The organism is Pseudoalteromonas sp. S3178 (genome assembly GCF_005886985.1).
In the GTDB taxonomy this organism is placed as follows: domain Bacteria; phylum Pseudomonadota; class Gammaproteobacteria; order Enterobacterales; family Alteromonadaceae; genus Pseudoalteromonas; species Pseudoalteromonas carrageenovora.
This window is the reverse complement of record NZ_PNCW01000056.1, coordinates 1-14,554: the sequence shown is the minus strand read 5'-3', so window position 1 is coordinate 14,554 and position 14,554 is coordinate 1. Positions and strand designations below refer to the sequence as shown.

General features: G+C 39.9%; 13 protein-coding genes. 8 read left to right on the top strand and 5 right to left on the bottom strand.

Annotated features, from left to right (window positions below):
* Positions 1-44: 44 nt before the first annotated feature.
* Positions 45-1,298 carry a diaminopimelate decarboxylase gene (gene lysA / locus CWC11_RS15250; RefSeq protein ID WP_138683389.1) on the bottom strand — a complete coding sequence of 418 codons (1,254 nt, stop codon included), beginning with the start codon at positions 1,296-1,298 and terminating at the stop codon, positions 45-47.
* A complete protein-coding gene (lptM, locus tag CWC11_RS15245; protein WP_058547702.1) occupies positions 1,299-1,493 on the bottom strand; it encodes an LPS translocon maturation chaperone LptM in 195 nt (64 codons plus the stop codon). It lies immediately after the preceding gene.
* A gap of 169 nt (positions 1,494-1,662) precedes the next feature.
* Between lptM and cyaY the strand changes: the two genes are divergently transcribed.
* The 8 genes from cyaY to add all read left to right on the top strand — a co-directional run bounded on the left by cyaY (position 1,663) and on the right by add (position 11,408).
* The gene (cyaY, locus tag CWC11_RS15240) at positions 1,663-1,986 is read left to right on the top strand and encodes an iron donor protein CyaY (RefSeq protein WP_138683388.1); all 324 of its coding nucleotides are present in this window, start codon (positions 1,663-1,665) and stop codon (positions 1,984-1,986) included.
* A complete protein-coding gene (locus tag CWC11_RS15235) occupies positions 1,983-2,639 on the top strand; it encodes an alpha/beta hydrolase (protein ID WP_138683387.1) in 657 nt (218 codons plus the stop codon). The genes cyaY and CWC11_RS15235 overlap by 4 nt, the downstream gene beginning before the upstream one ends.
* Positions 2,640-2,661: 22 nt before the next feature.
* Positions 2,662-3,639, top strand: coding sequence for a DUF2914 domain-containing protein (locus CWC11_RS15230; RefSeq protein WP_138683386.1), 978 nt, complete (start codon positions 2,662-2,664; stop codon positions 3,637-3,639).
* 36 nt (positions 3,640-3,675) lie between these two features.
* Complete coding sequence (gene hemC / locus CWC11_RS15225; protein WP_138683385.1) at positions 3,676-4,614, top strand: hydroxymethylbilane synthase; 939 nt, start codon at positions 3,676-3,678, stop codon at positions 4,612-4,614.
* Positions 4,615-6,447 carry a uroporphyrinogen-III synthase gene (locus tag CWC11_RS15220; protein ID WP_138683384.1) on the top strand — a complete coding sequence of 611 codons (1,833 nt, stop codon included), beginning with the start codon at positions 4,615-4,617 and terminating at the stop codon, positions 6,445-6,447. It abuts the gene before it with no gap.
* Complete coding sequence (locus CWC11_RS15215; RefSeq protein WP_138683383.1) at positions 6,444-7,553, top strand: heme biosynthesis HemY N-terminal domain-containing protein; 1,110 nt, start codon at positions 6,444-6,446, stop codon at positions 7,551-7,553. Before CWC11_RS15220 ends, CWC11_RS15215 begins: the two co-directional genes overlap by 4 nt.
* A gap of 47 nt (positions 7,554-7,600) precedes the next feature.
* A complete protein-coding gene (locus CWC11_RS15210; protein ID WP_138683382.1) occupies positions 7,601-10,285 on the top strand; it encodes a CHASE domain-containing protein in 2,685 nt (894 codons plus the stop codon).
* Positions 10,286-10,406: 121 nt separating this feature from the next.
* The gene (gene add, locus CWC11_RS15205) at positions 10,407-11,408 is read left to right on the top strand and encodes an adenosine deaminase (RefSeq protein WP_138683381.1); all 1,002 of its coding nucleotides are present in this window, start codon (positions 10,407-10,409) and stop codon (positions 11,406-11,408) included.
* Positions 11,409-11,459: 51 nt separating this feature from the next.
* Here the strand turns inward: add and CWC11_RS15200 are convergent, their stop codons facing one another.
* From CWC11_RS15200 to ubiD, 3 genes are all read right to left on the bottom strand, one after another.
* A complete protein-coding gene (locus CWC11_RS15200; RefSeq protein ID WP_138683380.1) occupies positions 11,460-11,870 on the bottom strand; it encodes a CBS domain-containing protein in 411 nt (136 codons plus the stop codon).
* 166 nt (positions 11,871-12,036) lie between these two features.
* A complete protein-coding gene (gene fre, locus CWC11_RS15195) occupies positions 12,037-12,750 on the bottom strand; it encodes an NAD(P)H-flavin reductase (RefSeq protein ID WP_138683379.1) in 714 nt (237 codons plus the stop codon).
* Between the two features lie 109 nt (positions 12,751-12,859).
* Complete coding sequence (gene ubiD / locus CWC11_RS15190; protein ID WP_138683378.1) at positions 12,860-14,326, bottom strand: 4-hydroxy-3-polyprenylbenzoate decarboxylase; 1,467 nt, start codon at positions 14,324-14,326, stop codon at positions 12,860-12,862.
* Positions 14,327-14,554: the final 228 nt, after the last annotated feature.

Sequence of the window (14,554 nt, the reverse complement as noted above, 5' to 3'; positions counted from 1 at the left end):
CTCTGTGCCAATCATGCCACAGAGCAGCGAGTTGGCAAAAACGTTTATGGTAAAATTTTCTCACCTTGATAAAGGCTTTCTATCGTTTCGCGTTGGCGAATAAGGTGGTGCTGCTGTCCGTCTACCATTATTTCTGCAACACGTGGGCGAGAGTTATAATTTGAGCTCATAGTAAAGCCATATGCGCCTGCACTACGCTGAGCTAGTAAATCGCCTTGCTTAAGTGCAAGTTCGCGGTCTTTACCTAAAAAGTCACCGGTTTCACATACTGGGCCAACAATATCGAAATTATGTGTTGGGGTGTCGTCGTTTCGCACCGATACCGGAATAATTTTTTGCCATGCTTGATAAAGCGAAGGGCGCAGCATGTCGTTCATACCCGCATCTACAATGGCAAAAAATTTATCTTGGTTTTGCTTAATAAATTCAACTTGGGTTACTAAAATGCCGGCATTGGCTGCAATAGCACGCCCTGGCTCAAAAATAAGCTCAAGATGTTTGTAATTAGCTAAACGCTCAGTTACTTGTGCAGCATATTCACTTGGGTGTGGCGGTTGCTCGTTGTTATACGGCACACCTAAACCACCACCAATATCTAAATGCGTAAGCTCAATACCGCATGTTTTTAGCTCATCAATTAGCGCCATTAATTTATCTAACGCTTCTAAAAAGGGTCTTACTTCTGTTAGTTGCGAACCTATATGGCAGTCAACACCGGTAATTTTTAAACCCGGTAAAGACGCTGCATGTTGATAAACACTCACTGCAGTTTGAATATCAATACCAAATTTATTTTCTTTTAAACCAGTAGAAATATACGGATGCGTTTTTGCGTCTATATCGGGATTAACACGAATAGAAATAGGTGCTTCTAAATTTAACTCGCAAGCTACTTCAGAAATACGCTCAAGCTCAGAGGCCGACTCAACGTTAAAACATTTAATGCCTAGTTTTAGTGCGTACGCTATTTCGTCAGCGGTTTTAGCCACACCCGAAAAAACCACTTTATTAGCATCGCCACCGGCTTTTATTACACGCGCAAGCTCGCCTTTTGACACAATGTCAAAACCTGAGCCAAGGCGCGCTAAAATATTTAATACTGCAATGTTAGAATTTGCTTTAACGGCATAGCAAACCAAGCTTTTATGGTTTTTAGTGGCATTAGCAAAGGCTAAATAATGACGTTCAAAGGTCGCGCGTGAATACACATAACAAGGTGTACCATATTGCTGAGCAATAGCGGCCACACTTACGTCTTCGGCAAATAATTGGTTGTTTTGGTAGTTAAAATAATCCATTTATTGCTCCTGACTTTGTTGTGTGTTGTTTTGCTCTGAAGCAGTTACTGGTTCAACAGTTTCTTGAGGTTGGTTTTGATCAACTTCTTGTTCTGGTAAATAAAGAGGGCCACTTTGTCCGCAACCAGCTAATGCGCTTAGCAGTACAGTGCTTATTAATAGTTTTTTTAATTGTAAGGTATGTGTCGCTTTCATTAGATTAATATGGTTGCTGGCTTTATAATCGCAGAGTAACAGAATATCTAAAAAATGCAGCTATTCGCGGATGATTTTATTCCTGTTACACTAGCTGCACACTTTTAAAGCTAATTTTAAGCTAAAATGTACCCAATATTAGGCGGCTCGCCTGCAAAGGAAAATTACAATGACTGAACACGAATATCACCAATTAGCCGAAGCTCTTATGTTCACAATTGAAGAGCAAGTTGATGATTGCGATGCTGATTTAGACTATGAGTCGGCACAAGGTATTTTAGAAATTATATTTGCTGATAAAAGTAAAATTGTAATTAATAAACAAGCGCCTTTGCATCAAGTATGGGTGGCAACTAAATTTAATGGCCACCACTTTGAAATGCGTGATGGTCAATGGATTGATAACCGTTCTGGCGCTGAGTTTTGGGAATTTATGAACCAAGCATCTACTCGCCAAGCAGGCCAAGAAATTAAGTGGCAATCATCACTATGAGTTTAGAATTTGTAGAATACCCGGCGCAATCAGAACACAAAGCAACGGTAATTTGGTTACATGGGCTAGGTGATTCGGGTGATGGTTTTGCACCTGTAGCACCGCAGCTTAATTTACCCAGTGAGTTGGGTATACGATTTGTATTTCCGCATGCGCCAGTGCAACCGGTCACCATAAATGGTGGTATGGAAATGCGCTCTTGGTACGATATTAAATCTATAGAATTAGATAAGCGTGCCGATGAACAAGGCGTAAGAGATTCAGCTGACAAAGTTCAAGCTCTTATTAATCAAGAAATTGAAAGTGGTATACCTGCTAACAAAATTATTTTGGCTGGTTTTTCACAAGGTGGCGTAGTGTCGCTACATTTAGCGCCACGTTTTGAGCATAAGCTTGGTGGCGTTATAGCGCTTTCTACTTATATGTGTGTGCCACAAAAATTTACAGACGAAGCAAAACATACAGATTTAAATGTTTTTATGGCGCATGGTAGCCAAGATAACGTAGTGCCGCATAGTGCGGGAAGAAGTGCGTATGAAGTATTAACAGCACATAACATGGATGTAAGCTGGCAAGATTACCCAATGGCTCATCAGGTTTGCGCAGAAGAACTGCAAGCTATTCGCCAATGGTTAATTGCCCGTTTAAGCTAATTTTGGAGCCGCTGAGGTCAATATGAGTCAAAAAATAGTAATTAAAGCAAATGTTAAACGCGAACCACAAAATACTGTACCTACGGTTAGTTATGAGTGGCACTGGCGTCGTATTGTGAGTATTTCTATGTTGGTAGCAATGACCTCTGCTGCTGTGGTATATGGGCTAACTGCATCGGTAAATGCCGAGCAAGGTGAGCACGCTAACGAGCAAGAGCAATTTTTAAGCTTTGATGACAGTCCGCAAAATAGTGAAAGCGATGATGAGGCAAACATAAATAGTGAAGCACAACAAAGAGATTTATTTGATGAGCCTGATGACATTACCCAAGCGAGTATTGATCCGCTGTTAGTCTCACAGAGTTTGCAAAATGAAGCGCCTGAACTTGAGGCTTCTGAGGATACCGATTTTGTAGATGATAAGAATACGTTAGCGGTAAGTAATAATGCACAGCAAAACGATAGCATTAATACAGCGTTAAACTCTGAACTTGATAATGAAGTACAACAAAAACCTGAAAATGAAGAGCTGCAAAGTACGGTGCAAGCAGCAAGTGCTGGCGATTTACTGGTCGAATTAGACAGTGATGATGGTGCTTTAACAGGTACTGAAGGGTTTTCTGCTGATGCACATGTAGCGAGTGTAGCCTTAGGGGCGCAAATTGATACAGGTAAAATTAGCCGTGCAGTACTGACTCGTAAAGTAAGTAAACGTGAGCCTACAAATGTATTTGCTGCCGATATAAGGTTAAGCCAGTTTGATGAAGGTTTATCGTTTTTTAGTGAGCTTAAAAACTTACAAGGCCAACAAGTTAAGCATGTTTGGTCTTATGAGGGTGAAACCATGGCTGAAATTACGCTTAATGTTACTTCGCCTCGTTACAGAACGTACTCTACAAAAAATATTATGGACACACAAACAGGCCACTGGCGTGTTGATGTTGTTGATGAGCAAAGTAATTTAATTGCTCAAAAAGAATTTAGAATTTTAGCTGACTAAGCTTAGCTATTCAGCAGTAACTAATTGGATACCCCTATGACAGAAAAAACAAAACTAGTACGCATAGCCACTCGTAAAAGCGCTTTAGCGCTTTGGCAGGCTGAATTTGTTAAAGCACAACTTGAGCATTTTCATAGTGATGTGCGCGTAGAATTAGTCCCTATGTCAACCCAAGGGGATATTATTTTAGATACACCACTTGCTAAAATTGGCGGTAAAGGCTTATTTGTTAAAGAGCTTGAACAAGCTATGTTAGATGGACGTGCCGATATTGCCGTACATTCTATGAAAGATGTGCCAGTAGAGTTTCCTGAAGGCTTAGCGCTGCACACTATTTGTGAGCGAGAAGATCCACGCGATGCATTTGTTTCAAATAACTTTGCTAATTTAAGCGAGTTGCCAAAAGGTGCTATTGTAGGAACTTCGAGTTTACGTCGTCAGTGCCAAGTAAGAGCGCTTCGCCCAGATTTAGAAATTCGTGATTTGCGCGGTAACGTGAATACACGTTTGGCTAAATTAGATGACGGCCAATATGATGCTATTATTTTAGCGGCTGCAGGGCTTATTCGTTTAGAAATGGGCGAGCGTATTGCTGATTACATTGAACCAGAAGTATCGTTGCCTGCAAATGGCCAAGGTGCTGTAGGTATTGAATGTCGTATTGATGATGAAGTAACAAAAGCGTTGCTTGCACCGCTTGAGCATACGCAAACACGTATTCGTGTAAATGCAGAACGTGCCATGAACCGTCATTTAGAAGGCGGCTGCCAAGTGCCAATAGGCGCTTATGCATTAGTTGATGGCGAGCAAGTGCATTTACGTGGTTTAGTTGGCGCCGTTGATGGCAGCGAAATTTTACACGATGAAGTTACTGGCCATATTAATGATGCAGAAAAAATTGGTGTTGAGCTTGCTAAAAAGCTACTAGCTCAAGGTGCAGATAAAATATTAGCTGAAGTTTATAGAGACGCATAAATGACACATATCCTGATAACTCGGCCCGAAGGAAAAGGCGCAGCCCTTGCTCAGCAACTTGAGGAAGCGGGTTATCAGGCGTCGCTATTTCCTGTTTTAAAAATTACCCATTTAACGCCCTCAAGTACCGAGCTGAGCCCTCTGTTAAATGCAGATAAAATAATATTTATATCTCAAGATGCAGTAACAGCACTCGCCCAGTTAAAACCAAATATTAATACTAAAGCGCAATTTTATGCCATTGGCCAACAAACTGCCGATACTATTTATGAGCAGTTTGGTGTTCGGGCTGCCGTACCTAAGCAATATGATTCAGAAGGTCTATTAGCACTTAAATCGTTAGCGGAAGTTGATGGCAGCAATATTGTGTTAGTAAAAGGCCAGGCAGGGCGCCCCGATATTGCAAAAACACTTAAAGAGCGCGGCGCTTTTTTAAATAATTGTGTGGTGTATAAGCGTGAGGCAATAGCCGCTGAAAAAACCAACTGGACAGACCACTGGCAAAGCCTGAAAGTACAAGGTATAGTCATTACAAGTAATGCAGCAGTAGATGCAATATTTAATAACCTAATTCAAGAACAATTACAGTGGTTACAACAGTGCCGATTTTATGTTGCTAGCGAGCGTATTGCCGCTTATTTACAGCAGCAACAGGTAAGTTCGGCTAATATACACATTGCAGCAGGGGCAAGCGATGACGCTATGTTTTCCTGTATTAAACAGCAAGGTAGCAACATGAGCGAACAGTCAAAGCCAGTAACGGCAGATAATAAAAATCCAGCTAAAGCAGCAGTGCCTTCAAGTAAAAAAGATCCTGTAAATACAGCTAATAAGTCTAATAATACTAAGCAAAAAATTAGTAAAGTAGCGGTTCTCGCACTTATTATTTCTCTTATTGTAGCAAGTGGTGTGGGTTATGAGTTTTACCAAAAGCTAAATGCAGGTAAGGCTCAAAATATAGCGGTTAACGAGCTTAATGAGCAAAATAAGCTACTTGCTCAAGAGTTACAAGCGCTTAAATCTGCACAATCTAACTTGCAGCAAGCGCTATTTAATAGTGAGCAAAAGATAACAACAGCACTAAGCGAAAGTGCTGCAAACAATCAGCAGCAATTAAAAGCAGCCCTTCAGCAAGCTCAACAACAAGGGGCCTCGCTTAATCCGCAAGAAGTAACCAGCTTACAACGCATGGCAGAGTTTAAGTTGTGGGCTGAAAAAGACTACCAAGGTACACGTGCTGTACTTAAGCGTTTAGATGCATTACTAAGTGAGCATCCAGGTACTGTTGAAGTTCGCCAAGCCATTATGCAAGACATACAAATGCTCGACAGCTTAAAACCAATAGCAACAGAAGCTATTTATTTGCAGCTAAGCAGTGTGTTAACGAGTGTTGATGATCTAGCTTTTAACGCAGTCAATGTGCCTTCAGACACAACTGAAGTTGACAAAAATGTATTAAGTGAAGATATAAGCGATTGGCAACAAAACTTAAGCAATAGCTGGAATAAAATAGTTGATAGTTTTATTACTATTCGCCATCACGAAGGCACAGCAATTGAACCACTACTAACAGATCAAGAGCGTCATTTAATTAACCAGCGTATTAAACTCAATTTAACTCAAGCACAAGATGCGCTTATGAGTAAGCAAGCGAGTATTTATTTTAATGCCCTAGGTGAAGCTAAGCGTTTGGTCACTGAGTACTTTAAGCAAGATGATGACGCTACTAAAGCGGTACTTAAGGCATTAGCAAATCTTGAAAAAGAGCAACTAAACTTTAGCCCTAAAGTAACGTTAAAAAGTACACAAAAGGTTAAGGAGTGGGCGCAATGATAGGGATAATTATATTAATTGTAGCTATTGTTGTGGTACTGGCGGTAACTCCGTTTGTATTAGATGAAAAAGGTTATGTACTGATTTCGTTTAACAATACAACGATTGAAGGCACTATAGTGTCGTTTTGTATTATGGCGGCGATTACAGCAGCTGTGTTGTACTTAACTTATAAGTTAGTACGCTATTTATTATCGATTTATCATAATACTAAACATGGTTTTTTTGCGCGTAGCCAAGAGCGCAAGCACGCTGCCATAGAGCAAGCTCTTTGGAGTGCTATTAACGATGATTACGAACATGTGGAGCAGGCATTGTCTGGTAATAGCGTGCCAAGTAAATTTGAGGATATTCGCTTAGCATTACTTGCAAAAGCAGCGCTCACTAACAACCAAGCAGATAAAGCACTAGAGCGATTATTTGAAATAAGCCCAGAAAACCAACTGAAAGTTGCAAAACTGTGGCTTGCAAGTGGTGATAGTAGCGCGATTGAATCGCAAATGCGTACCAGTGCCGAAGCTAAAAAAGCAACATCTCTGGAGCTTAAACTTTATGCCGAAGTACTTGTCCAGCAACAGCATTTTACAGCCCTTGAAGACTTTTTACCGCGTTTACTTCGTAAAAAAGCACTTAATGAGGCGCAGTGGACACAATTATTTAATGCTTATTTTAGTGCGCTCGATGATGACAAACTCACCGAAAAGTACAAACAGTTACCTAAAAAGCTACAGGCTCATGCTCACAATGCATATTTAATACAAATGGCAAAAGCTGGTCAATTAAGTGTGATTGAAAGCGACTTAATTAAAATGGTTAAACATAATGAGCAGCACTTATTGCTCGCTAATATATTAAGTAAAACCACTGCTGCCGATGCTGTTAAGTTACAAACAACTATTCAAGATCGCCTCAAAAAGGATGACTCGAACAACGCTTTATTATTAGCATTAGCGTGTCTTGCTAATGCCCAAGGTGATTATGATTTAGCTGCGCGAATATTTGATAAAGCCCTGAATAGCGATAATAAAAAGCAGTTTTTTGAACAAGCTGTTTTAAGTTATAAAAATAGTGCACAAGCAGAAAAGGCGCTCGTTTTATATCAATAAAGGTCTACACTATTAGCAATTGATTTTTATGATATTGGAGCCAAGTATTGAGAAAACTTTTAATATTAACCCTAAGCTTGGCCTGTGCTTATTTTTTCACTGGGTATTTTAGTAACTCACTTCTTTCTGTTGATGGTTATGCGGTCGCCTCTTGGCCGCCTTCAGGTATTGCATTAGCTAGCTTTTTAATTTGGGGTCGAAAGTCTTTTATTGGGCTTATTATTGGGGCTTTTTGTACTAACTTAATTCACCTTGATAACGCTGTAGATATTCTCAATTCTCGTGTTTTTTTACAGGCTATTTACGTCACTTTAGCTTCTGTTTTGCAGGCTTGGATTGGCTGCAAAATTATTGTTAATGTAATAAAAGCCCCCCTGGATCTATCTTCATTAAAACGCAGTGTTCAAAGCTTAGTAATAGCCGGGCCGCTGTGCTGCATTATTGCAGCAGGTGTTGGTACAAGTTTATTAGCACTAAATAACGTAATACCAACAGATGCTATTTTTGATAATTTTATAGCGTGGTGGATTGGCGACAGTATTGGCGTTTTAATATTTACCCCTTTAATGCTAGCTGCGTTTAATTACACGCAGGTACGTCACCGTCTACAGGTGATTTTGCCTTCACTATTAATATATACGCTTATTAGCGTTAGTTTTTATGGCGCAGCAAGTGTAAAAAAAGAAAAAGACATTCAAAAACAAGAAACTAAAATACTTGCAGTACAAAATGCAATTAGTCAAAAGTTAGATGGAGTGACTTCTCATTTAGGGTTATTAGCGACTTATTTTGCTAGTAGCGACGACGTGAATTTTAAAGAGTTTAAGCAGTTTACTTCAAAGCAACTAACTTACAGCCAAGAAATATTAGCATTTGAATGGGTGCCATTTGTATCGTCTAGCCAATTAGCCGAGTTTGAAGCGAATCAAAATCTAGCATCAGGCGCGCCTATTTATATAAAAGAAAAGGCCTTAGATGGTGGATGGCAAGAGGTTGGCATTCGTAGTCATTACTTTCCGGTAAAGTATGCATACCCTTTAGAGGGCAACGAAGATGTTATTGGGTTTGATTTAGCGTCAAATAAGGTACGCAGCGCAGCACTTGCTAAAGCTAAAGTGCTTAATGAACTTGTGTTAAGTGAGCCTATTAACTTAGTACAAAACACATCAGAAGAAGGTGTATTATTTTTATACCCTGTATTTGGTGACTCATCCACTGAAGATGACTTTAAAGGCTTTGTAGCTGCCGTTGTTAGCCTTAAGCGGCTTTCTCAAGCGCTATTGTTTGATCATAATAACTCAATTGCAGCGAGCTTTTTTGATACAACGGTATCGGGTAAAAAGTTGCCTATTTATGCTGCTGATATAGATGCCTCTTATACTTTGTTTAAGCAATATCAATTACTGATTGGTAAGCGTATGTGGCAAGTAGAGCTGCATGAGCCGATAGTAAGAACCTCTTGGTTTGTATACTGGCTGGCCCAAATAGTGGGGATGTTATTTGTTTGGTTGCTTATTACTTTTTTAATCTCAGTTACAGGTACCAATATACAAATACGTGAACAAGTAGCCAAACAAACGCGCAGCCTTCGTCTGGAAAAGCAAAAGGCAGACGAAGCGAGCCAAATTAAAAGTCACTTTTTAGCAAATATGAGCCATGAAGTACGAACGCCTATTAATGGTATTAAAGGGCTACATTATTTAGCGCTACAGCAAAATGACTGGCCACAAGCAAGAAGCTATATCGAACAAGCTGATGGCGCATTAGGGGTCTTATTACGGGTTTTAAACGACGTGCTCGATTTTTCGAAAATGGAAGCAGGTAAGCTCGATTTAATGCAAGAGCCAATTAATGTAGCCAGTTTGGCTGACGAAATGCTTAATTTACTTCAATTTGAAGCTGATGCTAAATCAATACAATTAAATCTCGATTTTGATAAATCGACAAATTTAGTGATTAATACAGATCCTATTCGCTTAAAACAAGTGCTGTTAAATTTATTAAATAACGCAGTTAAGTTTACGGCTAAAGGAGAGATCACGTTAAAAATTTGGCAATCTAAAAAAATGACTTATTTTAGTATTAACGATACGGGTATTGGTATTAGCAACGAAGCGCAAAAGCAATTATTTAAGCCGTTTGCACAAGCTGATAGTTCAACCTCACGTCAATACGGTGGTACGGGTTTAGGGTTAAGTATATGCCGTAAACTGGTGCATTTAATGGGTGGTGAAATTGATTTAGTAAGCTTTGAAGGAAAGGGGTCAACGTTCACGTTTAGCTTGCCACTTAGCTCGCCTTTACCAAAAGCAGAGCAAATTTTGCAGCAATACAATGACATTGATGTAAGTACGTTATCATTTGCACATTATAAATTGCTTTTAGTTGAAGATAACCCGCTAAACCAGCATGTTGCCAGTGCCATTTTAAAAACAAAAGGGTGTAACGCAGACATTGCTAATGATGGATTTGAAGCCATAGAAAAGCTCACCGCTAACACTTACGATATAGTAATTATGGATATTCAAATGCCTAAAATGGATGGCCTACAAGCAACAACAGTAATACGTAATGATCTAGGGTTAATAGATTTACCCATCATTGGCCTTTCTGCAAATGCACACGATGATGATGTTAAAAAGGCTTTAGCCTGTGGGATGGATAGTTACATCACGAAACCTATTGATGCAAATACACTTTTTAAAACACTCTGGCATTATTTACCTCATTAAGTAATTTTTTGCACAAAAAGCAGACATATGACCGCTTAAACTTAAAGCAAATCGTATAGACTTGAAAAATAACTGTATCTGCGTATCATGCGCGCAAATTTAACCTAACCGAGTTGCTACTATGATTAATAGAAAACTACCTTTGCTAGATATTCATCGCCACTTAGATGGTAATGTCCGTGCGCAAACGATATTAGAGCTTGGTCGCCAGTTTAATATAGAGTTACCAGCCGATAACGTAGAGGCGCTTATTCCTCACGTACAAGTAATTGATCCTGAACCAAACTTAATGGCTTTCTTACAAAAACTAGATTGGGGCGTTACGGTTTTAGGTGATTACGATGCGTGTAGACGCATAGCAATTGAAAACATTGAAGATGCTCAGGCACAGGGCCTAGATTATGTTGAGCTTCGTTTTAGCCCTTACTACATGGCACAAAGCCAAGGTCTGCACCCGCAGGGCGTTGTAGAGGCTGTTGTTGACGGTATTAAATCAGCAACAAGAGGTGCGAATATAAAAGCTAATTTAATTGGCATTTTATCGCGTACTTATGGCGTAAAAACATGCCAGCATGAACTTGATGCCCTCTTAGCGTTTAAAAACGATTTAGTTGCAGTTGATTTAGCGGGTGACGAAATTGGTTTTCCGGGTGAGCTCTTTATTGAACACTTTAAGCAAGTTCGCGATGCTTATTTAGCTTCCACTATACACGCGGGTGAAGCGCTAGGTGCGCCAAGTATTTGGCAAGCAATTAATGAGCTAGGTGCAAGCAGAATAGGCCACGGTGTTAAAGCAATTGAAGATCCTAAATTAATGGATTATTTACGCGATAACCGAATTGGTATTGAGTCGTGCTTAACAAGTAATATTCAAACAAGTACGGTAAACGATTTAACTAAGCATCCGCTTAAACAATTTTTAGATCATGGGATTTTAGCGTGTATTAACACCGATGATCCTGCAGTTGAAGGAATTGAAATTGAGCATGAATACTTAGTAGCAGCGCCAAAAGCAGGCCTATCGCAAGCTGATATGGAAAAAGCCCAAGCAAACGCCCTAGAAATCGCATTTTTGAGTGACGGTGATAAAAAAGCACTTTCAGCACTCGTTAGTGCACGTTAATTTAAGAATATTAAAAATGCCGCTTTAAAGCGGCATTTTTATAACTGTTATTTAGTGTGTTTGGCAGCTAATGTAGTTATCGTAAAGTGCTTTAAGTACATCAGCTCGGCTGATCATGCCTATCACTTTAACGCCGTCGACCACAGGGTAATTTTTAGGCTTACCAGTTTTCATTTGCTCAGCTAGTTCAATAATATTTGTATCGCCACTAACGGTGACCACATTAGTTTGCATAAGCTGCGATACCTTAACTACGCCATCACAAAAATAACTGCTTTGCGTAAGCGGCTTAAGTAGTTCTTGCTCAGATATAAATCCAACCAGTGATTTGTGCTCGTCAAATACAGGGGCGCCAAGTAATTTAAATTTTTGTAGCTCTGCAATGGCGCTCGTCATTTCTGTATCGGGTGTAATGTTTGGCAACTTACGTTGCATAAAGTCTTTTACTTTTGTATTTAGCATTTGGGTCTCTCCCGCTGATGTTCTATACAAAGTATGGTTTATAGATTTGTTTTTAGGAAATTGTTTATATTGATAAGGTTGATAGGTTTAACCAATTAACTATCTAAAATTTACAAATAAAAAAGGCACCTTCTAGGTGCCTGTTTTTTAATGTGTTGTGCTTTATTTACTTTATAAAAGCAAATGCATCAGCAAACATGTTTTCGCGTACTGCACCATGAGTAATAAAGTCATCACGTACAATGCCTATCATGTCAAAGCGACCCGCCATGTAAATGTCGTAAGGTTCAAGGGATACAATATCTTGCATTACTGCTTTATGTACGTAGCCAGTATGGCCTTGCCAATTAGCTGATGGGTTTTCTACAACTGGAATAAACTTAAAGTTTTCGTTACTGTTTGCCCAAGCTTGCATTTCGGTATGTGCGTATAAAGCTGACTCTTCTTTTACACCCCAGTAAAATAATACCGGGCGGTCGCAGTTAATTTCAGCTAAATGATCAGCCATTGATTTTGCGTAAGAGAAACCAGTACCACCGGCTAGTAAAATAATAGGGCGTTCGCACTGAAGGCGTAATTGCGATATACCAAGGCCTGCTTCAATATCTACCGGGGTATTATCTGCATAGGCACTACGAAGATGTTCAAGCGATTGCATAGCATATGAGTCTGCACCCGAGGCACCAATGTGTAATTCAATTTCGTCACATTGTGAAGGGCGGCTAGCAATAGAAAACGCACGTTTATCTTTTTCACCTAATACTAATTGCATGTATTGGCCCGCTTCAAACGTAATAGGTTGTTGAGGCTTTAAAATTACTTTATGTACAAATTCTGTAAGTGGGCTGATAGCTACAACTTCAGCTTTTAATGTTTGCATTTTTTACCTTTTAGCAGCGCTTTTAACAGCAGATACGCAATAGAATATGTCGATTCTAGCATATCTGCAGGGTTACTTTATAGCCTGTTATGTACTTACATATAAACGTTTACAGAATATTTAAGCTTTGCCAAATATCATCTACACGATCTCTAGTGGCTTTATCCATAACAATCGGCTCACCCCATTCTCGAGTGGTCTCGCCAGGCCATTTATTGGTAGCATCCATCCCCATCTTCGAACCAAGCCCTGATACCGGTGATGCAAAGTCGAGATAATCAATAGGGGTGTTTTCTATTAATGTGGTGTCACGTGCAGGGTCCATACGAGTGGTAATAGCCCAAATAACGTCTTCCCAATCACGCGCGTTAACATCGTCATCGCATACAATTACAAATTTTGTATACATAAACTGGCGTAAAAACGACCATACACCCATCATTACGCGTTTGGCGTGGCCAGGGTATTGTTTTTTCATAGTTACAACAGCCATACGGTACGAACACCCTTCCGGTGGTAAGTAAAAGTCGACTATTTCAGGGAACTGTTTTTGTAATATAGGCACGAACACTTCGTTGAGTGCCACGCCTAAAATTGCAGGTTCATCAGGTGGGCGGCCAGTAAAAGTACTATGATAAATTGGATCTTTACGGTGAGTTAAGTGAGTTACCGTCATTACAGGAAAGTCATCAACTTCGTTGTAGTAACCAGTGTGATCGCCGTACGGTCCTTCTGGCGCCATTTCACCAGGCATTATGTAGCCTTCAAGTACTATTTCAGCACTGGCTGGCACTTGTAAATCGTTAGATATAGACTTAACTACTTCTGTTTTACTACCACGTAATAAGCCTGCAAACGCATATTCGCTTAATGTGTCTGGCACAGGTGTAACTGCACCTAAAATAGTGGCAGGATCAGCGCCTAATGCAACTGAAACCGGATAAGGTTCACCAGGGTTTTCTTTGCACCACTCTTGAAAATCAAGCGCGCCACCGCGATGCGATAACCAGCGCATAATAATTTTGTTTTTACCTAATAGTTGCTGGCGGTAAATACCTAGATTTTGGCGCTTTTTATACGGCCCTTTAGTAACCGTTAAGCCCCAAGTAATAAGTGGCGCAGCATCTCCAGGCCAACAGTGCTGAATAGGTAGTTTAGTTAAATCTACATCATCGCCTTGTAAAACAACTTGTTGGCAAGGCGCTTTTTTAACCTCTTTAGCTGGCATATTAAGTACTTGCTTGTAAACCGGCAATTGGCCTAGCGCTTCTTTAATGCCTTTTGGTGGTTCAGGCTCTTTTAAGAAGGCGAGTAGCTTACCTACTTCTCGTAGCTCGCTCACATCTTTTTGACCCATACCCATGGCAACACGTTGCGGGGTGCCAAATAAATTAGCAAGTACCGGAATATCGTAACCCTTTGGGTTTTCAAATAATAACGCCGGGCCTTTTGCACGCAATGTACGGTCGGCTATTTCGGTCATTTCAAGATACGGGTCGATTTCTTGGGTGATACGTTTAAGCTCGCCTTTTTTTTCAAGCAAATCGATAAAATCACGTAAATCTTTGTATTTCATTGTGGGCCGCTATTATGCAAAAAGTGAAAGTATTATACCCAACTAAACAGCAAATGCATGCGCAGTTATTTAGCAAGGGCGATGGTTAAAGTTCGGCTAGTATTACGCAGGGTAATAAAAAAGAATTAGGGCGTGTTAATCTTTGATGGTTGAATTCGCAGCAGTATGTTTGGTTTTTAGGCAAGGCAGAGCCTATGAAGTGTGGTTACTCCCCATAAATAGGCGATA